Consider the following 23,434-nt stretch of genomic DNA (forward strand, 5'->3'; position numbering starts at 1 on the left):
CCTGCTGCGCCCGCCGCGCCTGCAGGGCCGGCAGGGCCCGTGAGATTCGGGACGGTCAACTGCGCTCCGGCGGATCTATTCGCCGCATCCGTGGCGGTGATGGTGATGGCGCCAGGGGTGAGCGAAGGGGCGGCGATGGCCGCGAAGAAGGCGCCGGTGGCATTCGTCGTCTCCACCGCCAGGGTCGTTGTCCCGGCGCGCACGGTCACCAGGGAGTTCGCGGTGAAGTTCTGCCCGCTCACCGTGGCCACAACACCGGTGGAGGGTGTCAATGTGATCGCCGCGGGAGCGGCGGGAGGCGGAGGCGCGCTGGTGACGGTGACGTTCACGGTGAACACGCGGTTCCCGGCGAAGGTGAAGGTGGGCGCGCCCGTCGCAGGGGAGGCAACGCCGTTCACCACCACCTGCACGGTCAAGACCTGGCCCTCCAGGTCGCCGGATGCGGTGATATCGGCCCGGTAGAAATCGGAGGTGGAGCCTGAAGCGGCGCCGGTCTGCACCGTTATCACTACCGTCGCGCCCCGGGAGATGCGGACGGAGGTCCCCGCGGGGGCGGGCGCGCCATCCAGCGTCACGTTGCCGGTGACGACGGTGACACCGCCCTGGGCAAGGGCCGTTGCAGGCAGGGCGAGGACGAGCAGAAGAACAAGGAATAGAGCGAAACGGATACCAGTAATAGATTTCATGAATTCCTCCTACATTCGCCTATTATGCCACATCGCGCAAAAATGGTAAGAGGGCCTGTCTATCCACTGAAAACACTGAACGCACTGAATCGGCCGGGGACAATTTCGGTCACGAGTTTCCCAAGAAGCGAGAGGTGCGTGCTCCGGGAATGTCAAAGGCTTGGAGACACTGCCATACAGGAAAGAAAAAGAAAGGCCCCCTGATTGCTCAGGGGGCCTTTCAAAGCGTTCAGCTTGCGCCGAACAGCTTACATCTTGCCTTCCTTCTTCTTCATCCCGCCACGCATCATGCCGAAGCCGACACCGGCGATGGCAACGATGGAGAGGATGAGGGCGACGACGCCCAGTGCGGACGAGGCGTCCTCACCGTCAGCGCCGTTCTCACCGGCGGGACCGCGAGCACCAGCGGCGCCAGCGGCGCCGGCAGGGCCGGCAGGGCCGGCAGGGCCAGCGGCGCCGGCAGCGCCGGCGGGACCAGCGGGACCCTGAGGACCAGCGGCGCCTGTAGCGCCAGGGATGCCCTGCGTCTGGGCCACAGTGAAGGTTGCCTGGGCAGTGCGGTTGCGAGCATCAATGGCCGTGATGGTCACCGCGCCGACGGAGCCGGATACGGCAATCGTCGTATCAAAGGCGCCGGTAGCGGAGGTGGCCGCCGTGCGCGTAACGGTCTGGGCGCCGACCGTGATGGTCACAACGCTGTTGCCGAAGAAGTTTGCACCGCGGACGTTCACGGCGGAGCCGCTGATGCCCTGCGACGAGCCGAGCGTCAGGGACGCTGCAGCGGGCGGCGGGGGCGTCTGGGCGGCCACGTTCACCGTGAAGACGCGGTTGGCGGCAAAGGTGAAGGTCGGCGCGCCGGTGGTGGGCGAATCTTGCCCGCCGATGACGGCGACGACGCTCAGTGTTTTGCCATTGAGTGCATCCGAAGCTGTGATGTCTATTCTGTATTGGTTCGCGCTTGCCCCACTCGCGCCAGTCGTGCTTGTACCAACGGCCGTGGTCCCGTTAAGGACGCGGACGGTGGTGCCTGCAGGCGCAGGGTTGCCGTCAATCGTAACGTTACCAGTGACGACTGTGACCCCTTGGGCGGACGCGACCGATGGGAATGCGATGAGTCCGATGGCCATGATGGCGGCCACCAGAACGCTCGCTATCCGAAGCTTGGTCATGTCTCTGCCTCTTTCTCTGGCTCTATGCCATGTTTCTTTCAGGGCTGCCCCGGCTCGTCACCGGGGCAGCCTCTGAAAGTGTAGGGTCGCTTACTGGGTCGTGATCGTCACGTTGTTGCCGACGGGGATGAAGCGCGGCGTATTGGCCGTGAGCGCGAAGCTCACGCCGCTGACGATGACCGTCGTGTCAGCGTTCACCGTGAGGATGATCACGGAGTTCGGCTGGATCTGGGTCACGGCGTTGCCGGGCAGGCCGGGAACGAAGGCCGTGAAGGCCGTGCCCGCTGCGTTGGCGACGTTCGCAATCTGCAGTCTGCCGGTGGGGAAGACCGCCAGGGCCGAGGCCGTGGCGACCGGGACGCCAGCGCCGCTTGCGGCAGCGGTGATGGTGACGTTACCCGCGCGGGTAACGGCGTTCACCGTGGCGGCGATGGTGTGGAGGCCGGGGAGCTCGGGAGCGACGATGGTGGCCGTGAAGCCGCCAACGCTGTTCGTGAAGGCAGGCGTCGCCAGCGGGAAGGCCGCGCCATCGAAGGTCAGGGCCACGGCGAAGCCGGGCTGGAAGCCCGTGCCGGTCACGGTGATGCTGCCGCCGCTCGCCACCGATGCCGTAACCGTCGCCGCAGCAGCCGAGAGCGCGAAGGTCACAGCACGCGTCGAATTGCCCGTGGTGTCATCAGCCACGAAGTTGATGTCGCCGCCAGCACCGCCGGCGACGAAGGCCGTCGCCGGAACGGTCAAGGAGGCGTTGATCGCGCCAGCCGCGTTCGCGCTGGCAACGCCAACGGCGCCGACGCCGACTTGCCTGATGGTGACGACACCATTGGGGACCCAGCCGGCGCCGGTGAAGTTGATCGTCGTGCCGATCGTGCCGGAGGTTGTGCCGATGGCGATCGTGGGCTGCGTGACCGTGAAGGACGTCGTCGGCGAAGCGGTGCCGGAGGTGCCGACGACCGTGTTCGCGCCGTAGGCAGCGCCTGCGGGGATTGTGCGGGTAGCCGCAACGAGCGTGCCGTCGGCGTTGCTGTTGATGGCCGCGGCGCCGCCGAAGGGGATGCCGCCGATGGTCAGCGCGGCAGCTACGATGGCAGGAGTCGCGGGAGGAGCAGTCGCGCCGGCAGCAGCGACGTAGTTGGAGCCGGAGATCGAGACTGTAGTGCCGCGAGGACCGGTGTTCGGCGTGATCGCGATGGAGGCCGCAGCAGCCGTCACCGTGAACGAAGAGAAGCCGGTAACTGCGCCGGCATCACCAGCGGTCGAGGGGATCGTAACCGTGACTGTGCGTGCGCCGGCAGCTGCAGCATCCGGAATCGGCCAAAGGATCGTGAAGGCGCCCAACGTATCGGTCGGGATGTTGCCATTGGGCGTAGCCGCGGCGCCACCGGTAGCGATACCGATGACCTGCGTCCCAGCAGCGGCCTGGCTCTTGGGGAAGCCAGTGCCAGTAACAGTGACCTGCGTGCCAACAGGACCAGTGTTCGGAGACAAGGTGACTGTGCGGGCGTTAACCGTGACGGTCGTAGTGGCTGTGCCACCCGTGACGTCATCAGCCGTGTTCATCAAAGCGTCAACGCCAGCCGTTCTGGTCTGCATGGTGATAGTCGTGACACCGCTCGTGGGGGCAGTGGCGAGAGCACCGGAGCTAGGAGCGCGGATGGTAATGCGGAAGTCATCCACTGCACCGTCCGTATCCCGGTCGGTAAGAGCGATTGTGGTGTCGTCTGCGGTGCCCAGAAGCCCGTCAACGCCGAGGCCGACGGCAGAGACCCAGTTGGCGGCGGCCTGAGCGACACCCGCGAATCTGGCGCCAGGGCCGATGCCGACGCCGGCCGCAGTGCCGATGGCCATTACGGAGCCGACAGCGAAGTTGCGGCCGTCAATCGTGATCGTGTCAGTCAAGTTCGGAGTACCACCTGCGATGACCGTCAGGTCTGGGAGCAAACCAACCGCTGCAGCGGAGGCGCAGGCGAGACCAGCGCCGTCAGTGAGGGTTGGAGCGGTGCCAGCAAGGCCGGAGCGCGTGGCGGTGATCGCCACACTGCCGTCAGTGCCGGCAACGGCCGAACCAGAAACTGCGCCGGTGCTGCTCAACGTGACGTTCTGTCCAGGCGTGAAACCAGCGCCTGTCACGGAAACCGAGCCGCCCTGGGTCGTCGTCGAGGGCGAGTAGACGGTCTGGCGCAGGAAGCCGCCTGCAACGTTGCAGGCGCCTGCGAGCGTTGTGAGGTTGCCTGTTGCCGTGACTTCGCCACCGACCGAGGAGGCAACCGAGAACGAGGAGGCGATGCTGGTGGTCGTCCGGTTCCGGATGCCGGCCGTCTGAGCGATCTGAATCAAAGCAGTGTTGCCAGCCGTAATTGCTTGCCCAGCAATGACGGGGACCTGGACGGTCCTGTTCGTCGTGTCAACAACGATGTCAGGGTCTGCCGCCACAGGCGCGGTCTTGGCGGCAGTCGCCGCCGCGACATTGGCGCCCTGGCCCAGGAACCAAGAGGTCTTGGCGATGGTTGAAGGCAGCGTGGTCCCTGTCGGGAACGTGAGCGTAATCGTCGAACCAACCGGACCCGCTGCTGTATGCACAAAGGTGATGATGTATTCAGCCTGCGCACCCGCAACGCTTGGTGTTGCGGTTACGGCAACGGTCGTGATGGCCGCAGCCTTGCCCACCGGGATAAGTGTCCCGATGGCGCCGGCGACCATGGCCACAACCATGAAGAGTCGAAACGCTATGTTTGTCTTTCTCACGTAAACCTTTCTCCTTTCGAACTTGTCGCTCAGTTGGGGTGAAGCTATGGGATAAGTCCCGCTTTATATCGAACCCATCCTGAGCACCTGATACGGAACTCTTGGGCTGGCAGCCCTTCTCTTATCTGAACCTGTTGCACCTCCTGTCATCTGAAGTGACTTTTGGTCTCTAGAACTGTCTCCGCTGGGAGTAGTTCTCAACACAAAAGGTAGCGGCCCTGCTTCCGCAAGGCCTCGTAAATCCTATCACAAGTGTCAAACCCGTTCAATCGGAAGTCGCGAGGATGCATGCCTTGCCTTCCCGATATCCCCAGGAACACTGCCCAGGATCTCCGAACCGCTTTTGAACCTAGTACAAAACCATTCTACTGGCAACCATGCGCTATGTCAAGGTCAGCGCGATATGGCCTTCTCCACCGAAGCGGTCCACATATGGAAACGCTCGGGGGCCGAAAAAGTTAGGGCTGGCTACCGGACGAGGATATCCGGGGTAATAAGGAACCACCCGATGGTGATTCACTCACGGTGCGATTCGGAAATTTTCGAAAGCTGTAGTTGCCAGGGCGCGCTCGCTGCCGGTCAATATGCCGATCACTAAAGAGACACTGCCGGGGCCTGTGATTTCGGCCAGATTCAACTGCGCAGTAACCGCTTCATTCACTCGGAGGATTCCCACAGAGCCGCGCACATCGAGTGAGATGAAGTTTCTCACGCCGCCCGTCTGAAGCATGCGGGAGGTCGTCCCCTGTTGCGCGCGTCTTGTCACTGTACCGATCTTGACATCATGCACCCACTGGCCGCTGCTTCCTACTGAGACGGTGTGGTAGTTGCCGCCGTCATCCCTAAAGCGAAAGCCTATATCAAAGAGCTGTGCGAAGTGATCATACGGATTGACCAAGGTGACGCTAACGGTGAAGTCGGTAACGGAAACGTCGCTTGAATAGAGCTCCGGTGTGCTGTTGTTCGGTTGATGCGGAATGCTTCCGCTGACAGGACCATACCCTGTGAACGGAACGGGGGTCGGAATGGGTGTTGCAGTGGGCAGCGGCGTCGGTGTGGGCGTGGCCGTAGGGGCTGGCGTCGGCGTCACTGTTGGGGTGGGCGGTATGGGCGTGTTCGTGGGCAAGGGCGTTGATGTGGGGGCTCTGGTAGGAGTCGGCGCCGGTGTGGGCGTGGCTGTAGGGGCTGGCGTCGAGGTGGGTTGAGGGACGGGCGTAGCAGTGGGAACCGCTGTAGCAGTGGGAGGGATCGGTGTGGCGGTTGGAGCCGTCGTTGCGGTGGCCGGAGGCAAAGTCGGCGGCCTGGTGGCGGTGGGCAAAGGCGCTGAGGTTACGGTGGGAGCGGCTGTTGGCACCGGCGGCGCCGTCGCTTCATCCTCCGAGTCACATGCACCAACGACCAGCACGGCAACCAAGACGGCAAGGAGAATCTTTCCCATGAAATTGATTATCGCAACAATTTACATGAAACGATTTTCGCCTGTGGCGAGCATTGCTCTCTCGGGGCGCAACCCACGCCCCCTACACATCTCCCTTGCTAAGGGAGGCCAGGAACTCGGTGTTGGTGGGCTTTTTCTGCAGGCGCTCGATGACGCGCTCGGTGGCCTCCGTGCTGTTGTTGGCGTCGGAGCCGATCATGGCGACGATGCGGCGCAGGAGCCAAACCTGGCGAAGGGTCGTCTCGTCCAGGAGCAGCTCTTCGCGGCGGGTCCCGCTGCGCTGGATGTCGATCGCCGGGTAGATGCGCTTCTCGGAGAGCTTGCGGTCCAGGTGGAGCTCCATGTTGCCGGTGCCCTTGAACTCTTCGTAGATGACGTCGTCCATGCGGGAGCCGGTGTCCACGAGACAGGTGGCGATGACGGTGAGGCTGCCGCCCTGCTCCAGGTTGCGCGCCGCGCCGAAGAACTTCTTGGGCGGGTAGAGGGCCACGGGGTCCATGCCGCCGGAGAGGGTGCGGCCGCTGCTGGGCACGGCCAGGTTGTAGGCGCGGGTGAGGCGCGTGATGCTATCTAGGAGGATGACGACATCCTTGCCGGTCTCAGCCAGGCGCTTGGCGCGGTCAAGGACCAACTCCGCCACGCGGGTGTGGTCTTCCACGGGCTCATCGAAGGTTGAGCTGTAGACCTCGCCCTTCACGGAGCGCTCCATGTCCGTGACCTCCTCGGGGCGCTCGCCGACGAGGGCGACCATGAGGACGATGTCCGGGTTGTTGGCGGTGACGCCCGCGGCGATGTTCTTGAGGAGGATGGTCTTGCCGGCCTTGGGCGGCGCGACGATGAGGCCGCGCTGGCCGCGGCCGATGGGGGAGACGAGGTCAATGAGTCGGTTGGAGAGGTTCTTGGGGCCGATCTCCAACTTGATCATCTTATTAGGAAAGATGGGCGTGAGCTGCTCAAAGACGGGGCGGGCCTTGGCGACCTCGGGGTCCTGGTTGTTGATGGCCTCAACGCGCAGGAGGCCGTAGTACTTCTCGCCGTCTTTGGGCGGGCGCACCTGGCCGACGACGAAATCGCCCATGCGAAGGGCGAAGCGGCGGATCTGGGAGGGGGAGACGTAGACATCGCCGGGGCTGGGGCGCACGCCGTTATAGCGGAGGAAGCCATAGCCATCGCCCATGATTTCCAGGATGCCCGTGGCGAGGTGCAGGCCCTGGGAGCGCGAGCGCATCTGCACCAGCGCCTGGATGAGCTGGAGCTTATTCAAGCTCTGGTAGCTGGGGACGCCGAGCTCTTTGGCGAGCTCCCCAAGCTCTTCTTGGCTCTTGGCCTCCAGCGTCTGCAGCATCTGCGACATCTCGGTGGGACGGCGCGGCTCCTGCTGATTAGGCTGGTCCTGGTACTGGTGTTGCTGATGGTGCTGTTGCTGATGGCGCGGCGGGCCCTGATGGCCGTGATTGCCCTGGTGCTGGCGGCGCGGCTCATCGTAATGGCGGTGGTTGCGATCGCCCTGGTGCTGCTGCTGGGGCGGGCGCATCTCCCGCTCCCGGGGCGGCGCGTGCACCGGCGCGGGGCCGTTGCCGTTCTGCGGCGCAGGCGGCGCCTCGCGCGGGATGTCCCGCGGGGTCTGGGCCTGCTCCTGCTGGTTCTCGATGGGTGATGGGGTCTGTTCGTCCGTAGTCATGTGCTGCCTCTCTGCCGCGCCTGCGATGATTCGTGGTGTCAGGCGGGAAATGTGTGCTCGATGGTTGACGGCGGCGCGGCCCCTGTGCGCAGGGATGTCCTGCAGGGCCCCGTTCGCCGATTATTGTCGGTGTTTCGTCTCTCTGGAGTCTTCCTTCGTATGTGTCTTATCGCGCCTGCGGTTTCGAGACCTTTTCCCAATCGGCCATGAACCGCGCCATGCCGATATCCGTGAGGGGGTGCGCGATCATCTGCTCGAGCACCTTGTGCGGGACCGAGGCGATGTGCGCGCCTGCCTTCGCCGCCTGCACCACGTGCAGGGGATGGCGGATGCTCGCCGCCAGGACAAGCGTCTTGTGGCCCTGAGACTTGTAGACTTCGCAGATGTCCCGCACCAGGGCGATGCCGTCTTCGCTGATGTCATCCAGGCGCCCGATGAAGGGGCTCACGTAGGCCGCGCCCGCGAGGGCCGCCAGGATCGCCTGGTTCACCGAGAAGCAGAGGGTCTGGTTGACACGCACGCCTTCGCGCGAGAGGGCGGCCGTGGCTTCGAAGCCCGCCGTGGTGCTGGGCAGTTTCACAAAGATGTGCTTGCTCCACCGGGCGATCTCGCGCCCCTGCTGAATCATGCCTGCGGCATCGGCCGCCACCACTTCCGCCGAGACGGAGGGCTCGTTCACGCCAGCGCCTGCAAGGATGTTTCCGATCTCCACGGCAACGCGCCGGTATTCCTCAAGGCCGCCCTTGCCTTCCTTCGCCACGAGGGAGGGATTGGTGGTCACACCGCTGACGACGCCCAGCTTGGCGCCCTTGCGTATCTCTTCGATGTTCGCTGTGTCCAGATACAGTTTCATGCGCTGCCTGACCGCCTATGCCTTGTCTATCGGGAGAGCGTGCTGCCCGCCTTCGCGCATCGTGCTCTTCGCCACCGAGATGAAGGCATCGAAGAGCGGGTGCGGCCTGTTGGGGCGGGAGCGGAACTCCGGGTGGAACTGGGAGCCGACCATGAAGGGGTGGTCCACGACTTCCGAGATCTCCACGAGCCGCCCATCGGGCGAAAGGCCGCTGGGGAGGAGGCCGGCCTTGATGAGCCGATCGCGGTAGACGTTGTTCACTTCGTAGCGGTGGCGATGGCGCTCCATGATGACCTCGCCGTTGCCGTAGGCGCGGGAGGCGATGGAGCCGGGCACCAGGTGGCAGGGGTAGTTGCCCAGGCGCATGGTGCCGCCCTTGGCGTCGAGGTGGCGCTGATCGGGCATGAAGTCAATGACGGGCGCGGACGATTGCGGGTCGAACTCGCTGGAGTTCGCCTCTTCCAGGCCGAGCACGTGGCGCGCATATTCGATGACCATGATCTGCATCCCCAGGCAGAGGCCCAGGTAGGGGACCTTCTTCTCTCTGGCGTACTGGGCCGCGCGGATCATCCCTTCGATGCCGCGGCCGCCGAAGCCGCCCGGCACCACGATGCCGTTGACGGAGGCAAGGGCGCCTTCCCAGTTCGCCTGCTGCTCCAGGTCCTCCGCTGAGATCCAGGAGACGCGCACATCGCGGTCCTGGCGGATGCCGGCATGGCGCAGGGCCTCGCGCACCGATATATAGGAGTCCTTCAATTGCACATACTTGCCGACAATTGCCACCTGCACCGGCTCCTTGAGGTCCGCCATGCGGCCCAGTATCGCGCGCCACTCGGCAAGGTCCATGCCATGGGCGTGGAGATGCAGCTGGCTCATGACGAGATTCCCGAGCCCCGCCTCCTCCAAGATCACCGGCACTTCATAGATGTTCTGCACCGTGAGCACCGGGATGACGGCGGGCGGCTGCACATCGCAGAAGAGGGCGATCTTCCCCTTGATATCGTCCGCCACGGGGAAATCGCTGCGGGCCAGGATGATGTCCGGCTGGATGCCGATGGCGCGGAGCTCCTTCACGCTGTGCTGGGTCGGCTTGGTCTTTAATTCGCCCGTCGCATATATATAAGGAAGGTAAGTGACGTGGATGTAGAGGACGTTGTCCTTCCCCACATCGTTCCGCATCTGCCGTATGGCCTCGAGGAAGGGCAGGCCCTCGATATCGCCCACGGTGCCGCCGACTTCGACGATGATGACATCCGCCTTGCTTTCGTGCGCCACATCCAGCATCCGCTTCTTGATCTCGTTCGTCACATGGGGGACCACCTGCATCGTGCCGCCCAGGAACTCGCCGCGGCGCTCCTTGGCGATCACGGAGCTGTAGATCTGCCCGGAGGTCACGTTGGAGGTCCGTGTCAGCTCCACATCAATGAAGCGCTCGTAGTGACCCAGGTCGAGGTCCGTCTCGCAGCCGTCCCGGGTCACAAAGACCTCGCCGTGCTGATAAGGAGACATCGTTCCAGGGTCAACATTGAGATAGGGGTCCAGCTTCTGGACGGAGACGGTGAGCCCGCGGCTCTTGAGGATCCGGCCGGTGGAGGCGACGGCGATGCCTTTCCCCACGGAACTCACCACGCCACCGGTCACAAAGATGAATTTTGACATGAGGTGGGAGCTTTACCTTGCCCTTGCTACACGGAAGGGATGGAACCGCATTTCAGGAAAGTTCGCTCGCACTATCCAACACCTAGGCATCACGCCTGTAACCTAAACGAAAGTGGAGCTTGGGGAGTCAAGGGGAGGTGGGAAACCCATGCTCTTGGGCTCTGTGGGCCGGAGGCCACTTCGCGCCTTGGAGCAACGCTGACATCCGTATTATAGGCGCTTCATCCGGAGTATGTCAACATATCGGGAGGCTAGGCTCGTTGCCCCTTCAGAAGGGGGAGGCTATAATGCCTGCATTCCGGCATCTCCTCTGTGGAGCAACCTTGTCATGCGTTTGAGCCGTGAAGAAGTCGTCCACATCGCCGCCCTCTGCCGCATCACCGTGACGGACGACGATATCACGCGCCTCCAGGACCAGCTCTCCAACATCCTGCAGCAGTTCGAAGTGCTGAAGAAGCTGGATACGGAGCAGGTGCCGCCCACCGCGCAGTCCGTGGAGATGCGTAACATCTTCCGCAACGACGCGCCGCGCCCTTCCCTGCCCAGGGAGGACGTCCTGCGCAACGCGCCCCAGCACCAGGAAGACCAGCTGCGCATCCGCGCCGTCCTGGAAGACTGACGCTCCCCTTTTCTCCCCATGAACGACCTTACCGCGCTCACCATCCACGAGGCCCACGGCCTCCTCAAGCAGAAGCAGGTCTCTTCCCTGGAGCTCACTAAGGCGCACCTGGCGCGCATCGCCGCCGTGGAGCCCAAGGTGCAGTCCTTCGTCAGCGTGACGGAGGAGATCGCGCTCCAGCAGGCGAAGGATGCCGATGGGCGCATCGCCAGGGGCGATATCGGCCCGCTCACCGGCATCCCGATGCAGCTGAAGGACAACCTTGCCGTCTCCGGCACGCGCACCACATGCTCCTCAAAGATGCTGGAGCGCTTCATCGCGCCGTACGATAGCACCGTGGCGAAGCGGCTCAAGGCGGCAGGGGCGGTGCTGCTGGGCAAAGGGAACATGGACGAGTTCGCCATGGGCTCCTCAACGGAGAACTCGGCCTTCTTCCCCACCCGGAACCCCTGGGCGCTGGACCGCGTTCCTGGCGGGAGCAGCGGCGGCCCCGCGGCGGCCGTGGCGGCAAGCGAATGCCTCTTCTCCCTGGGGTCTGACACCGGCGGCAGCATCCGCCAGCCCGCCTCTTTTTGCAACGTGGTGGGGCTTAAGCCCACCTACGGCCTGGTGAGCCGCTACGGCCTCGTCGCCTTCGCTTCGTCCCTGGACCAGATCGGCCCGTTCACCAAGGACATCCGCGATTGCGCCGCCGTCCTCCAGGCCATCGCAGGCCACGACCCGCTCGATTCGACCTCAGTGAACCGCCCGGTCCCCGAGTACAGCACGGCGCTGCGCACCGATATCAAAGGTATGCGCATCGGCGTGCCTAAGGAATATTTCAACGGCATAGACGCCGATGTGAGCGACGTGATGAAGCGCGCCCTGGCGCAGCTGGCCCAGCTCGGCGCGGTCATTGATTACAATGTCTCGCTTCCCAGCACGCCCTACGCCCTCGCCGTCTATTACATCCTCGCGCCCTCCGAGGCTTCGTCCAACCTCGCCCGGTACGACGGCGTGAAATACGGCTTCTCCGCGGAGGCCGATACGATGTGGCACGCGATGGAGCAGACGCGGCAGCAGGGCTTCGGCCCCGAGGTGAAGCGGCGCATCATGCTCGGCGCCTACGCCCTCTCCGCGGGCTACTATGACGCCTATTACCTCAAGGCGCAGAAGGTCCGCACGCTCATCCGCCGAGAGTTCGACGAGGCGTTCGCGAAGTACGACGCCCTGGTGACGCCGACCTCGCCGACGCCGCCCTTCAGATTCGGGGAAAAGGTGGCGGACCCGGTGAAGATGTACCTGAGCGATGTGGACACGATCCCCGTGAACATCGCGGGCATCGCGGGCATCTCCGTGCCCGCGGGATTCATCGAAGGCCTGCCCGTGGGCATACAGCTCATCGGCCCGGCCTTCAGCGAAGCAACGCTCTTCCGCATCGCCCACGCCTATCAAGAGACCACCGGCTGGCACAAGCTGCGCGCCCCCGTGAACTAGGCCGTTCCCCCAGGAGAGAGGTGCGAGATGAAAGACAAGAGCGAGATCTTCCGCATCCTTGAGCAGGACGCGCGGACGCCGCACAAAGAGATCGCTTCGCGGACGGGCATCCCGCTGAAAGACGTCTCGAAGATCATCGGCGAGGCAGAGGCGAACGGCGCGATCATCAAGTACCGCACGATGGTGGAGTGGGAGAAGCTGGGCGAGCAGCAGGTGATGGCGCTCATCGAAGTGAAGGTCATCCCCGAGCGCGGCGTCGGCTTCGACGCCATCGCGGAGCGCATCTCTCGCCACCCGGAGGCGCGATCGGTCTTCCTGGTCTCCGGCGGCTACGACTTCGGCGTCATGGTCACCGCCAAGGACATCTACGAGATCTCCCGCTTCGTCGGCGAAAAGCTGGCGACCATCGAAGGCGTCCAAGGCACCGTGACGCACTTCTTTCTCAAGCGGTATAAGCAGGACGGCGAGATCCTCACGGGCCGCAAGCGCAGCAGCCGCCTCCCTTACACACCGTAGCGCAACAGCATATATTCCACGAGGCACCGCACGTCAGTGGCACGCCAATACAGCATCTCCAACCGCGTCGAAAGCCTTGCGCCCTCGGGGATACGCAAGTTTTTCGACCTCATCCAGTCCATGGAGGGCGTCGTCTCCCTGGGCGTCGGCGAGCCGGACTTCGCGACGCCCTGGCCCATCAGCGAAGCGGCCATCCACTCCATCGAAAAGGGCCACACGCACTACACCTCCAATTACGGCATGCTGGAGCTCCGCGAGCGGCTGGCTCAGCACCTCGCCGCGCGCTACGGCGTGGCCTATGACTTCCACACGCAGCTCCTCATCACCGTCGGCGTGAGCGAAGGCGTGGACCTCGCCATGCGCGCCATCATCAACCCCGGCGACGAAGTCCTGGTCCCCGAGCCGTCATATGTCTCGTACAAGCCGTGCGTTGTCCTCGCCGGGGGCGTCGTCGTTCCCGTGGCGACGAGCCAGGCGAACGCCTTTAAGCTGACGCCCGCCGACCTGGAAGCGAAGATCACGCCGAAGACGCGCGCCCTCATCATCAGCTATCCGAACAACCCCACAGGCGCCGTGATGACCAAGCGCGAGATGGAGGCCATCGCGGAAGTGGCCAAGCGCCGCAACCTCATCGTCGTCTCGGACGAGGTCTACGATCGCCTCGTCTACGGCGGCCACTCGCACGTCTGCTTCGCCTCCCTCCCCGGGATGCAGGAGCGGACGATCTTCCTGGGAGGCTTTTCCAAGAGCTACGCGATGACCGGGTGGCGCGTGGGGTTTGCGGCGGCGCCTGACGATATCATCGAAGCGATGGTGAAGATCCACCAGTACACGATGCTCTGCGCGCCCACCCCAGGCCAAACGGCCGCGCTGCAGGCGCTACACACGGACGATAGGCTCGTGGAGAACATGGTGCGCGAGTACGACCGCCGCCGCCGCGTCCTGCTGAAAGGCCTCAACCGCATCGGCCTCGATTGCTTCGAACCCCAGGGGGCCTTCTATGCCTTCCCGTCCATCAAGGCGACGGGCATGAGATCGAACGCCTTCTCCGAGGCGCTGCTGAAGGAAGAGCGCGTGGCCGTCATCCCGGGCTCCGCCTTCGGCGAGGCGGGCGAAGGGCATGTGCGGTGCTGCTACGCCGTCTCGCTGCACGAGATCGAAGAGGCCCTGGTGCGCATCGAGCGCTTCGTGAAGCGCCGCCGGGCGAAGTAGCCGCCGCTAGCCGTTCCTCCAGGGGTGGCCTTCGCTCCGCCGGAGGAACTCCTGCAGGAGCTCCGCATTCGAGGCGATGAGGTGCGGCGTCTCCAGGCGCATCGCACCCCCGTTCCGGTCGGTCACCACGCCGCCGGCCTCTTGGGTGATGAGGATGCCCGCCGCGATGTCCCACGGCGAAAGGTGGTGGTGGAAGTAGAGGTCCGTCCTGCCGCAGGCCGCGTAGGCGATGCCCAGCGCCGCCGAGCCCATGATGCGCACCGCCTCCATGCCGGGCCACAGCCGGTTCAAGAGGTCCAGAGCGTGGCCCGCCAGGACGTCGCTATAGCCCATGTCCGTGCCGACGGTGCACTGCGCCAGACGCTTCCGCCGCGAGACATAGATACGCTTCTCGTTGAGATAGGCGCCGTTGCCACGGTCGGCCCAGAAGATCTCGTTGGAGACCGGGTTGTAAGTGAAGCCGAGGATAATCTCGCCGCCGTGGGTGAGGGCTATGGTGCTGGCGTAATACGGCAGGCCCAAGGCATAGTTGCGCGTGCCGTCCAGCGGGTCCACGATCCACGTGTAGGGACCGGTCCCGCCGCGCCGTCCCGATTCTTCCCCCAGGATGCCGTGCCCGGGGAATTCCGCCGTGAGACGCTCGGCGTAGAAGTTCTCCACCTCCACATCGGCATTGGTGACCAGGTTGGCGCGCCCCTTTTCGCTGACGCGCAGCTCCTGGGCCGCGCGCCTGCGCAAGATATCGCCCGCCTCCAGCACGATCTCGCGGGCGACCTCGATGGCGGGCGCGCCGGAGCGGCTCGCGGGAAGCGTGGACATCGCGCTGCACCTGGTGGAAAATGGATGCAGGCAGTCTAGCACAGCGGCAGCTCCGCGGGAGAGAAGAAGGGCATGGCACAGAGAACGGGCCGACTCCTCATCACCCAATCGGGCGGGCCCACCGCCGTCATCAATCAAACGCTCGCCGGCATCATCGAAGCTGCGAAGCGGAGCGGCGCCTTCGCCGTCATCATCGGCGCGCGCCACGGCGCACAGGGCCTCCTGGACGCCGCCTTCGTTGACCTGGGGCGGCAATCGCCCGCCACCCTTCGCGCCGTCGCGGCGACCCCAGGCTCGGCCCTGGGAACCTCGCGGCACAAGATCGGCGCGAACGACATCGAGGAGATCCTGCAGACCTTCCGCGACCACAAGGTCACGGCCTTCATCGGCATCGGCGGCAACGACTCGGCGGAGAACGCCCTCACGCTGGAGAAGGCGGCGAAGGCGAAAGGCCAGGAGCTCACCGTCGTCGTCGCGCCGAAGACCGTGGACAACGACCTCCTGGAGACGGACCACTGCCCCGGCTACGGCAGCGCGGCGCGCTTCATCGCCCTCGCCACCATGGGCGACGGCATGGACGCCGAGGCGATGGGGAAGGACCGCCCGGTGACGGTCATCGAAGTGATGGGACGGAACTCCGGCTGGCTTCCGGCCGCCTCGATCCTAGGGAAGCGCGAGGAACGGGACGCGCCGCATATCGTCTGCATCCCGGAGCATCCGCTGGTCGAAGACGACTTGATCGCCGCCGTGGAGCGCGCCATCGCGAAGCACGGCTACGCCGTGGCGGTAGTGAGCGAGAATACCAGGGGGCCAAAAGGCCCGCTCGCAGAGAGCGGGGAGCCGGAGTACGTGGACGACTTCGGCCATCCGTACTATCCCAGCACCGCAAAATACCTCTCGCGCGTGATCGGCAAGCGCCTGAAAGTGCGCACGCGCTACGACCTCCCCGGGACGATCCAGCGCGCCTTCGCCGAATGCGTCTCGCCGGTGGACGCCAGGGAGGCCTTGGCCGCCGGGCGCGCGGCGGCGCAGCTTGCCGCGAAGGGGCAGAGCGGCGTGATGGTGACGCTGGAGCGCGTGCGCCAACGGCCCTATCGCTGCGTCACGGGCGTGACAGCGGTGGGCAACGTCGCCGGGAAAGAGCGCCTGCTTCCCGCCGATTTCTTCGATAGGGCGCAGGGCCTGCCCACCGAGAGATACGTGCGCTATGCGATGCCGCTCATCGGAGGGCCGCTGCCGGCCTTCGCGTGGCTGAGGGCGCTGCCTCCCAAGTAAGCCCACCTCTTCGAGGACAAACGCCTCCCACGGCCATGGGCATCTGGGAGAAGAGTGGAGCGCGAGACGGGATTTGAACCCGCAACTTTCACCTTGGGAAGGTGACACTCTGCCGTTGAGTTACTCGCGCACCTGGGACAAACCCGATGATACGTTCGCCGTCTGGGACTGTCAAGAAAATGATCGGGGGCTCCCGATGGGAGCCCCCGATTTCGCTCGATCGGAACGCCGACGGACTTAGTAGTCCATCCCGCCGCCGGGGGGCATGGGGGGCGCAGGCGGATTCTTTTCCTTGACCTCGGTGATCATGGACTCCGTAGTCAGGATCATGGAGGCGATGCTGGCCGCATTCTCAAGGGCGGCGCGGGTGACCTTTGCCGGGTCCACGATGCCGAGCTTGATCATGTTGCCGTACTGCATCTTCTCGGCGTCGTAGCCGTAGTCCTTCTCCTTGGAATCGCGGATCGCCATGATGACGACCGAGGCTTCGCCGCCGGAGTTGAAGATGATGCGGCGCAGGGGCTCTTCGACCGCCTTCTCGACGATCTTGACGCCCGTCTGCTCGTCCACGTCATCGCCCTTCACCTTCACCAGCACGGTGCGGGCGCGGATGAGGGTGCTGCCGCCGCCGGGGACGATGCCTTCTTCGACGGCCGCGCGGGTCGCCGAGAGGGCGTCCTCAACGCGGGCCTTCTTCTCCTTCAGCTCGACCTCCGTCGCCGCGCCGACCTTGATGACGGCGACGCCGCCGGCCATCTTGGCCAGGCGCTCCTGGAGCTTCTCACGGTCGAAGTCGGAGGTGGTCTCCTCGATCTGGGACTTGATCTGGGCCATGCGGGCCTTGATCTGATCGTCGGCGCCGCGCCCTTCGATGATGGTGGTGTTGTCCTTATCGGCCGAGACGCGCCGGGCGCGGCCCAGGTCCTGGATCGTGGCGGACTCGATCTTGCGGCCGATCTCCTCGCTCAGGACGGTGCCGCCGGTGAGGATCGCGATATCTTCGAGCATCGCCTTGCGGCGGTCGCCGAAGCCGGGGGCCTTCACGGCGAGACAGGTGAGGGTGCCGCGGAGCTTGTTCACCACCAGGGTCGCCAGAGCCTCGCCCTCCACCTCTTCGGCGATGAGGACGAAGTTCTTGCTCACCTGGAGGACCTTCTCCAGGATGGGCAGGATATCGGCGACGGCGGTGATCTTCTTGTCCGTGATGAGGACGTAGGGATCGTCAATGGCGGAGACCATGCGCTCGGTGTTGGTCACGAAGTAGGGGCTGATATAGCCGCGATCGAACTGCATGCCTTCCACGAACTCAGTCTCATACCTGAGACCCTTGGACTCTTCGACGGTGATGACGCCGTCCTTGCCCACCTTCTCCATGACCTCGGCGATGAGGCTGCCGATCTCGTTGTCATGGGCGGAGAGGGAGGCCACCTGGGCGATCTGCTCCTTGCCGGAGACGGGGGTGGCCAGCTTCTTGATCTCGGTGCGGATGGCGTCCACGGCCTTCTCGATGCCGCGCTTCAGGGCCATGGGGTTGGCGCCGGCGGTGACGTTCTTGAAACCCTCGTGGACGATGGCCTGGGCCAGCACGGTGGCGGTGGTGGTGCCGTCGCCGGCCATATCGTTGGTCTTGGTGGCGGCTTCCTTGAGGAGCTGGGCGCCCATGTTCTCCATGGAGTCCTCCAGCTCTATCTCCTTGGCGATGGTGACGCCGTCGCTGCACACCTGGGGCGGGCCGAACTTCTTGTCCAGGATCACGTTGCGGCCCTTGGGGCCGAGGGTGACCTTGACGGTATCGGCCAGGGAGTCCACTCCCTTGATAAGCTTTCTGCGAGCCTCTTCTGCGAATGCGATCTGCTTTGCGGGCATTGTGCCTCCTTACTCCTTATGCGCTGAGATGATCGCGGGGCGGCCTAGCCGATCTTGGCCAGGATATCGCTCTCCCGCAGGATGATGTACTCGACACCGGCTTCCTTCACTTCGGTGCCGCCGTACTTGGAATAGATCACGCGGTCCCCCGCCTTCAGGTCCAGGGCGATGCGCTTGCCATCGTCCGTCATGCGGCCGGGGCCTGCGGCGACGACCTCGCCCTCCTGGGGCTTCTCCTTCGCCGTGTCCGGCAGGATGATGCCACCCTTGCTGACCTCCTGCTGTTCGATGGCCTTGACCACCACACGATCTCCGAGCGGATGCAACTTACGAGCCAAAGCTGTACCTCCTTACTGGATGATACGGATTACAGATGGTGTTAGCAGTCCCCACAGATGACTGCTAGCCAAGGGAGGATTCTACTATTAGCAGTCGCCGCCTGCAAGTGCCAGCCCGCCAGCGGGGAGGGACCCCTCCTGGACGATCCGGCTTTCGGTTGAGGGAAGTGCAAAACGTTATGGCAATCAGCGGAATTTAGACTAGTTCAAAAATATTTCTTGAACGCCGACAGGTGTTACATGACTGTAACAGTAGGTTTCGTCATCGATTCACTATAGTGCTATTGTTCGGGCAAGCTTTTTCATGACTTCCATCCCAAACTGCGCCACTTCCCCAAAAGTCGTCGCACCATCGGCGAGCCCTGTGCCTATCGTTGTCTTGAAAGGCATCACGAAACGGTTCCCCGCAGTCCTCGCCAATGACCATGTAGACCTCGACGTCACCGCTGGCGAGGTCCACGCCATCCTTGGCGAGAATGGCTCTGGCAAGAGCACGCTCATGAAGGTCCTGTACGGTTACTACAAACCCGACGAAGGCCGGATCCTTTTCCAGGGCAAGCCAGCTGTGTTCAAGTCTCCACAAGACGCCCGCCGCCTCGGCATCGGGATGGTCTTCCAGAATTTCACGCTTATCCCTGCATTCACCGTGGCGGAGAACGTCGCTCTCTTCATGCCCAAATTGAAGCCGCGCCTCGACCACAAGGAAATAGCACGCGAAATCGAGAAGGTCTCGGCAAAGTTCGGGTTGGAAATAAACCCTCATGCCAGCATCTGGCGATTGTCGATTGGTGAACAGCAAAGGGTCGAGCTGATCAAACTGCTCCTCGCCGACGCCAGGGTCCTTATATTTGACGAGCCAACCAGCGTGCTTGCACCGCATGAGATCGAGAATCTTATGCAGGTCTTTCACCGGTTGAAAACCGACGGTTACGCGGTTCTATTCATCACACATAAACTGCGCGAAGCATTCGCTTCCGCTGACCGAATGAGCGTCATGCGCCGGGGCGCCTTGGTCGACTCAATCATGCGCGCAGAAGCCACAGAGCATCGCGTTATCGAGATGATGTTTGGCTCCGAGCCTCCGGCAGTGCATCGCGGCAGCTCTAAGACCCGTGAGGCCGCAACTTCTATCCTCGAGCTCTCCTCTGTGACGACGCCGGGTGCAAAGGGTGAGCTTCACCTCCAGGACGTCTCCCTCAGAGTGCGGCCCTACGAAATCGTCGGCATCGCCGGCGTCTCCGGCAGCGGACAGCGCGAGCTTGGCGACGTCATTCTCGGCCTGCTCCCGTTCAAAGGAACAAAGCGGTTCGAGGGGCATGATGCCGCTCACTGGACGATTGGCAACCTGCGACGGCATGGACTTGCCGTTATTCCAGAGAACCCATCGTGGATGGGCGTCGTTGGCTCGATGACGGTCACGGAAAACATGGCCCTTGCAGATCGAGCACGGTACGCTCGCAAGGGCGGGCTCTCAATCGACTGGAAGGCGGTTCGTGAGGATGCTAAGAAGTTTGAGGAGCGGTCAAAAATCCAGATGCCTAACCCGAATGTTGCCGCCGAGACGCTTTCAGGCGGCAATTTGCAGCGCATCGTCCTCACCCGTGAACTCGGGCAGCAGCATAGATTGATTGTCGCCTTTTACCCTACACGCGGCCTCGACGTGCCCAGCGCCGTCGCTGCCCGACAGCTGCTCGTTACCGTTCGTGATGGGGGCGCAGGCGTGCTGCTCATCTCCGAAGATATGGACGAGCTATTCACGCTCAGCGACCTCCTCCTCGTGTTACGTGAAGGGCGTGTCGTCGGCAGTTTCCGTCCTGAAGAGACAACCAGAGACGCGATCGGCCGATTGATGACTGGAGCGGTGGCCTAGATGGCGACAGCAGGCACACCGGCGGTTCGATCATTTGGCGTCCTGTCACCAAAGCGCCGAGACCTTATATTCCGTATCGCCGCACCGCTCGTGGTCTCGTTAGCGGGCTTCGCTATCTTGCTTGCCGCGTATGGGAAAAACCCTTTAGCGACGTACGGGGATGTCTTGCATGCCACGTTTGGCAGCACGCGCGGGTTCACAGAAGTGCTGGTCATCATGATACCGTTGATGTTCTGCGCGCTGGCTGTCGCGATTCCAGCGCGCATCGGTATGGTGAATGTCGGCGGAGAGGGCCAGCTCTATGTCGGGGCTGTCTTTGCCGCCTTCGTGCCGCTGACATGGCCTGAACTGCCGATGGGAATCATGCTGCCGCTTATGTTCTTCGGAGGCTTCCTGGGCGGGGGCCTCTGGGCTGGCCTTTCCGGCTTCCTCCGCGCCAAGGGCCTTCTCAGCGAGGTGCTTTCTACCTTGCTGATGAACTTGGTGGCTGGGTTCTTTCTCCAATATCTCGTTTTCGGAGTTTGGCGCGACCCGAAGAGTTCCAACTTCCCACAGAGCGAACCTTATCCAGCTGCCGGGAATTTGCCGCATCTAGGCAGCAGTCGGCTCCATATCGGTTTGTTTATCGCGCTGGGGGCGGTGGCGCTCTTCTGGTTCGTCCTTACCAAAACGCGTTGGGGTTATGAGATGCGTGCGATTGGCGGTAATCAAGAGGCAGCCAAGCGGAACGGCATTCCAATCGGCTGGTACATCATTATCCTCTTTGTGATTGGCGGGGGCATCGCCGGGATCGGCGGTATGGCCGAAACCTCAGCCATCCAAGGTCGCCTGAGCCCAGGGTTTTCCTCCAGTTATGGGTATATAGGCTTCCTCGTCAGCTGGATGGCAGGTCACAGTCCTGTGCTGATCGTCGTGATGTCTTTTCTCCTCGCGGTCATTACATCGGGACGCGATGTGCTGCAAATCACGCAACATCTGCCGGGAGCGGCTGTCAACATTCTGATGGCGTTGATCCTTTTCGTTATCCTGGCGCGGCGAGGAAGAAAGGCTGAAGGAATATGAGTGAATCTTTTGTCGCTGGAGTCGCTTCCAGCGCCGTGCTATCCGGCACCTCGATTCTCTATGCAACCCTAGGCGAGGTGATTGGCGAGCGGTCAGGAATAGTGAACCTTGGAGTCGAAGGTGTGATGCTTGTGGGTGCAGTTGTTGGCTTCGTGACAACCTCGACCAGCGGCAACCCCTATCTTGGCATCCTGGCGGCCGCACTCGCCGGATCGGCGTTCAACATGATTTTCGCCTACCTAGTCGTGACACGGCGGGGGAATCAGCTTGCATCTGGCTTAACCCTCATGTTCTTTGCCCTTGGGCTTACCGCAATCATAGGGAAATCCTATGTCGGAAGGCCCATTGGCGGTCTAAAGGATATCCAAATGCCGGGGCTCGTAAACCTGCCACAGGTCGGACACGCATTGTTCGAAAAGGATTTCCTCGTCTACCTGGCGATTCCGGTTGCGATAGGCGTCTGGTTCCTGCTTTACCGAACTGCCTGGGGGTTGCGAGTAAGAGCCGTTGGCGAAGACAAGACGGTGGCCTTTGCCGCCGGCCTCAGACCGCGTTTGCTGCAATACCAGGCACTCTTTGTCGCCGGTATGCTTGGGGGCGTTGGAGGGGCGCATCTCTCGATCGCCTACACCAAGACCTGGCAGGAGGGCATGACAGCCGGCGCCGGGTTTATCGCCGTTGGCCTCGTCATCTTCGCCGCGTGGTCGCCTATCCGTGCGATCATGGGCGCGTTGCTCTTTGGAGGAGCGGTCGCCGTTCAATTGCAGTTACAAGCGCGGGGAACAAACGTCTCCCCATTCCTGCTTGACATGATTCCATATGTGCTTATCCTCGTGGTCTTGATGCTCTTTGGTCGAGTAAAGGGTCGCGTCGTTCCCGCTGGTCTGAAAGATGTGTTTGAGGGTACCGGCTGAAAAAGTCCAGTCGGATGCCTTGAAAGATAGCCGGCTTGAACAGCCGGGGAAATAGGAGCAGGTATGGTGAAGCGATTGCGGAGCAAGTGGTTCGCGTTGTTCGGTGTGGCAGCTGCGGTGATACTGGCGGTCACTGCATGCGGGGGCTCTGATAAAGAGCCTAGCGCTGGCCCGGCGCACGCCCCATTCACAATGGGGATCATTCACGTCGGATCAAAGACAGACGCCGGGTACAACCAGGCACACGCCGAAGCGGCTGCCCTCGTGCAAAAGAACCTGCCCTACGTAAAGGTTCTCTCCGCCGAAAACATCCCTGAGAATGCCGATGTGGCACGCGTCATCGAGAACATGATCTCGCAGGGGGCCAAGTTCATTGTTCCAGCAAGCTTTGGTTACTTGGATCCTGCGCTGGGCGTCGCCGCCAAGCACCCGGAGGTGATGTTCGACCACCCCGCGGGCTTCAAGCAAGCCGACAACTTCCATACCTACTGGGCAGCGTCGGATCAGTACTCGTATGCCCTTGGTATGGCAGCGGGCAAGATGACCAAGACCAACAAATTGGGCTTCATCGGCGGTTTTCAGATCCCTAACATCATCCACACTATCAATGCCTTTACGCTGGGCGCACGATCGGTGAATCCGAACGCAGAGATGCGCGTGATCTTCAATAACGCGTGGTCCGACCCAGGCAAGCAAGCAGCAGCAACGAACGCGCTCGCAGATCAGGGCGTCGACGTCGTCACAATGATTGTCGACTCCCCTATCGCGGTTGTGCAGACCGCCGAGCAACGCGGCATCTACTCGGTCGGCTTCCACTCAACCGCCGTACAGCAATACGCTCCCAAGGGCTGGATCAGTGGCATCGGCTTTACTTGGGGAGGTTTCTTCACCCGCGAGATTCAGGCCATTGAAGCCGGAACTTGGAAGTCAAACCCCAAGAACCTTATCGGCAGCCTGAATACTGACATGGTCGTATTGGCTCCCTGGGGCTCCGCAGTCCCAGCCGACGTGAGGGCGCTGGTCGAGGCGAAGATAGCCGACTTCAAGGCAGGCAAGACGCAAGTCTTTGTGGGTCCCATCAAGGACAACAAGGGCAATGTGAAGATCGCCGCCGGCCAGGTTGCCGATCCTAGCCTTGTAAGCACCGTCGACTGGTACGTCGAAGGCGTCGTTGGACAAGGATCGTAAACTGAAATCGTAGCAGTTCGCAGGGCGGCAGCACCGTTGCTGCCGCCC

Annotated in this window: 18 protein-coding genes, 1 tRNA gene and 1 pseudogene; 9 read left to right on the forward strand and 11 right to left on the reverse strand. The window is 63.0% G+C overall.

What is annotated here, in order from left to right; all coding sequences use genetic code 11:
* From FJ039_08495 to FJ039_08525, 7 genes and pseudogenes are all read right to left on the reverse strand, one after another.
* Positions 1–686 (reverse strand): hypothetical protein (locus FJ039_08495; protein MBM4406202.1); only part of this gene is annotated, 686 nt, incomplete at its 3' end.
* A gap of 248 nt (positions 687–934) precedes the next feature.
* Complete coding sequence (locus FJ039_08500) at positions 935–1,855, reverse strand: hypothetical protein (protein MBM4406203.1); 921 nt, start codon at positions 1,853–1,855, stop codon at positions 935–937.
* Between the two features lie 90 nt (positions 1,856–1,945).
* Positions 1,946–4,600 (reverse strand): hypothetical protein, encoded by a 2,655-nt coding sequence (locus tag FJ039_08505; GenBank protein ID MBM4406204.1) that lies wholly within the window; start codon positions 4,598–4,600, stop codon positions 1,946–1,948.
* A 1,009-nt stretch (positions 4,601–5,609) separates the two neighbouring features.
* A pseudogene (locus FJ039_08510) lies at positions 5,610–5,864 on the reverse strand (cell surface glycoprotein related protein).
* Between the two features lie 256 nt (positions 5,865–6,120).
* Complete coding sequence (locus tag FJ039_08515) at positions 6,121–7,719, reverse strand: transcription termination factor Rho (protein MBM4406205.1); 1,599 nt, start codon at positions 7,717–7,719, stop codon at positions 6,121–6,123.
* A gap of 166 nt (positions 7,720–7,885) precedes the next feature.
* Positions 7,886–8,572: a fructose-6-phosphate aldolase gene (gene fsa / locus FJ039_08520; GenBank protein ID MBM4406206.1), complete on the reverse strand. Its 687-nt coding sequence runs from the start codon at positions 8,570–8,572 to the stop codon at positions 7,886–7,888.
* A gap of 15 nt (positions 8,573–8,587) precedes the next feature.
* Positions 8,588–10,231 carry a CTP synthase gene (locus tag FJ039_08525; GenBank protein MBM4406207.1) on the reverse strand — a complete coding sequence of 548 codons (1,644 nt, stop codon included), beginning with the start codon at positions 10,229–10,231 and terminating at the stop codon, positions 8,588–8,590.
* Between the two features lie 328 nt (positions 10,232–10,559).
* Here FJ039_08525 and gatC point away from each other — a divergent pair, with 328 nt between their 5' ends.
* From gatC to FJ039_08545, 4 genes are all read left to right on the forward strand, one after another.
* The gene (gene gatC / locus FJ039_08530; protein ID MBM4406208.1) at positions 10,560–10,850 is read left to right on the forward strand and encodes an Asp-tRNA(Asn)/Glu-tRNA(Gln) amidotransferase subunit GatC; all 291 of its coding nucleotides are present in this window, start codon (positions 10,560–10,562) and stop codon (positions 10,848–10,850) included.
* An 18-nt stretch (positions 10,851–10,868) separates the two neighbouring features.
* Positions 10,869–12,326, forward strand: a complete 1,458-nt coding sequence (gene gatA, locus FJ039_08535; protein ID MBM4406209.1) for an Asp-tRNA(Asn)/Glu-tRNA(Gln) amidotransferase subunit GatA — start codon at positions 10,869–10,871, stop codon at positions 12,324–12,326.
* A 27-nt stretch (positions 12,327–12,353) separates the two neighbouring features.
* Entirely contained in the window at positions 12,354–12,842 is a 489-nt protein-coding gene (locus tag FJ039_08540; protein ID MBM4406210.1) for an Lrp/AsnC family transcriptional regulator, read from the forward strand.
* A gap of 120 nt (positions 12,843–12,962) precedes the next feature.
* Positions 12,963–14,054 carry an aminotransferase class I/II-fold pyridoxal phosphate-dependent enzyme gene (locus tag FJ039_08545; GenBank protein ID MBM4406211.1) on the forward strand — a complete coding sequence of 364 codons (1,092 nt, stop codon included), beginning with the start codon at positions 12,963–12,965 and terminating at the stop codon, positions 14,052–14,054.
* Positions 14,055–14,060: 6 nt separating this feature from the next.
* On the opposite strand, the gene FJ039_08550 is transcribed toward FJ039_08545, so the two are convergent.
* Complete coding sequence (locus FJ039_08550) at positions 14,061–14,873, reverse strand: inositol monophosphatase (GenBank protein ID MBM4406212.1); 813 nt, start codon at positions 14,871–14,873, stop codon at positions 14,061–14,063.
* 72 nt (positions 14,874–14,945) lie between these two features.
* Between FJ039_08550 and FJ039_08555 the strand changes: the two genes are divergently transcribed.
* The gene (locus FJ039_08555) at positions 14,946–16,148 is read left to right on the forward strand and encodes a diphosphate--fructose-6-phosphate 1-phosphotransferase (GenBank protein ID MBM4406213.1); all 1,203 of its coding nucleotides are present in this window, start codon (positions 14,946–14,948) and stop codon (positions 16,146–16,148) included.
* Between the two features lie 55 nt (positions 16,149–16,203).
* Here the strand turns inward: FJ039_08555 and FJ039_08560 are convergent.
* The 3 genes from FJ039_08560 to FJ039_08570 form a co-directional block, all read right to left on the reverse strand.
* Positions 16,204–16,278: transfer RNA gene (locus FJ039_08560), tRNA-Gly, on the reverse strand.
* A gap of 107 nt (positions 16,279–16,385) precedes the next feature.
* Complete coding sequence (groL, locus tag FJ039_08565) at positions 16,386–18,014, reverse strand: chaperonin GroEL (GenBank protein ID MBM4406214.1); 1,629 nt, start codon at positions 18,012–18,014, stop codon at positions 16,386–16,388.
* 44 nt (positions 18,015–18,058) lie between these two features.
* Positions 18,059–18,352 carry a co-chaperone GroES gene (locus FJ039_08570; GenBank protein ID MBM4406215.1) on the reverse strand — a complete coding sequence of 98 codons (294 nt, stop codon included), beginning with the start codon at positions 18,350–18,352 and terminating at the stop codon, positions 18,059–18,061.
* 304 nt (positions 18,353–18,656) lie between these two features.
* Here FJ039_08570 and FJ039_08575 point away from each other — a divergent pair, with 304 nt between their 5' ends.
* The 4 genes from FJ039_08575 to FJ039_08590 all read left to right on the forward strand — a co-directional run bounded on the left by FJ039_08575 (position 18,657) and on the right by FJ039_08590 (position 23,386).
* The gene (locus tag FJ039_08575; protein ID MBM4406216.1) at positions 18,657–20,222 is read left to right on the forward strand and encodes an ABC transporter ATP-binding protein; all 1,566 of its coding nucleotides are present in this window, start codon (positions 18,657–18,659) and stop codon (positions 20,220–20,222) included.
* Positions 20,223–21,284 (forward strand): ABC transporter permease, encoded by a 1,062-nt coding sequence (locus tag FJ039_08580; GenBank protein ID MBM4406217.1) that lies wholly within the window; start codon positions 20,223–20,225, stop codon positions 21,282–21,284.
* Positions 21,281–22,198: an ABC transporter permease gene (locus FJ039_08585; GenBank protein MBM4406218.1), complete on the forward strand. Its 918-nt coding sequence runs from the start codon at positions 21,281–21,283 to the stop codon at positions 22,196–22,198. Before FJ039_08580 ends, FJ039_08585 begins: the two co-directional genes overlap by 4 nt.
* 63 nt (positions 22,199–22,261) lie before the next feature.
* On the forward strand, positions 22,262–23,386 hold the full coding sequence (locus tag FJ039_08590) for a BMP family ABC transporter substrate-binding protein (GenBank protein MBM4406219.1): 1,125 nt from the start codon (positions 22,262–22,264) through the stop codon (positions 23,384–23,386).
* Positions 23,387–23,434: the final 48 nt, after the last annotated feature.

The sequence above is a fragment of the Chloroflexota bacterium genome (assembly GCA_016875535.1).
In the GTDB taxonomy this organism is placed as follows: domain Bacteria; phylum Chloroflexota; class Dehalococcoidia; order SHYB01; family SHYB01; genus VGPF01.

Excerpts from the sequence above, each read along its gene's own strand:
- FJ039_08580 (MBM4406217.1), top strand. The coding sequence starts at position 20,223 with ATGGCGACAGCAGGCACACCGGCGGTTCGATCATTTGGCGTCCTGTCA.
- FJ039_08585 (MBM4406218.1), top strand. The coding sequence starts at position 21,281 with ATGAGTGAATCTTTTGTCGCTGGAGTCGCTTCCAGCGCCGTGCTATCC.
- groL (MBM4406214.1), bottom strand. The coding sequence starts at position 18,014 with ATGCCCGCAAAGCAGATCGCATTCGCAGAAGAGGCTCGCAGAAAGCTT.
- FJ039_08575 (MBM4406216.1), top strand. The coding sequence starts at position 18,657 with ATGACTTCCATCCCAAACTGCGCCACTTCCCCAAAAGTCGTCGCACCA.
- gatA (MBM4406209.1), top strand. The coding sequence starts at position 10,869 with ATGAACGACCTTACCGCGCTCACCATCCACGAGGCCCACGGCCTCCTC.
- FJ039_08550 (MBM4406212.1), bottom strand. The coding sequence starts at position 14,873 with ATGTCCACGCTTCCCGCGAGCCGCTCCGGCGCGCCCGCCATCGAGGTC.
- gatC (MBM4406208.1), top strand. The coding sequence starts at position 10,560 with ATGCGTTTGAGCCGTGAAGAAGTCGTCCACATCGCCGCCCTCTGCCGC.
- FJ039_08525 (MBM4406207.1), bottom strand. The coding sequence starts at position 10,231 with ATGTCAAAATTCATCTTTGTGACCGGTGGCGTGGTGAGTTCCGTGGGG.
- FJ039_08590 (MBM4406219.1), top strand. The coding sequence starts at position 22,262 with ATGGTGAAGCGATTGCGGAGCAAGTGGTTCGCGTTGTTCGGTGTGGCA.
- fsa (MBM4406206.1), bottom strand. The coding sequence starts at position 8,572 with ATGAAACTGTATCTGGACACAGCGAACATCGAAGAGATACGCAAGGGC.
- FJ039_08515 (MBM4406205.1), bottom strand. The coding sequence starts at position 7,719 with ATGACTACGGACGAACAGACCCCATCACCCATCGAGAACCAGCAGGAG.
- FJ039_08555 (MBM4406213.1), top strand. The coding sequence starts at position 14,946 with ATGGCACAGAGAACGGGCCGACTCCTCATCACCCAATCGGGCGGGCCC.
- FJ039_08545 (MBM4406211.1), top strand. The coding sequence starts at position 12,963 with ATGGAGGGCGTCGTCTCCCTGGGCGTCGGCGAGCCGGACTTCGCGACG.
- FJ039_08500 (MBM4406203.1), bottom strand. The coding sequence starts at position 1,855 with ATGACCAAGCTTCGGATAGCGAGCGTTCTGGTGGCCGCCATCATGGCC.
- FJ039_08540 (MBM4406210.1), top strand. The coding sequence starts at position 12,354 with ATGAAAGACAAGAGCGAGATCTTCCGCATCCTTGAGCAGGACGCGCGG.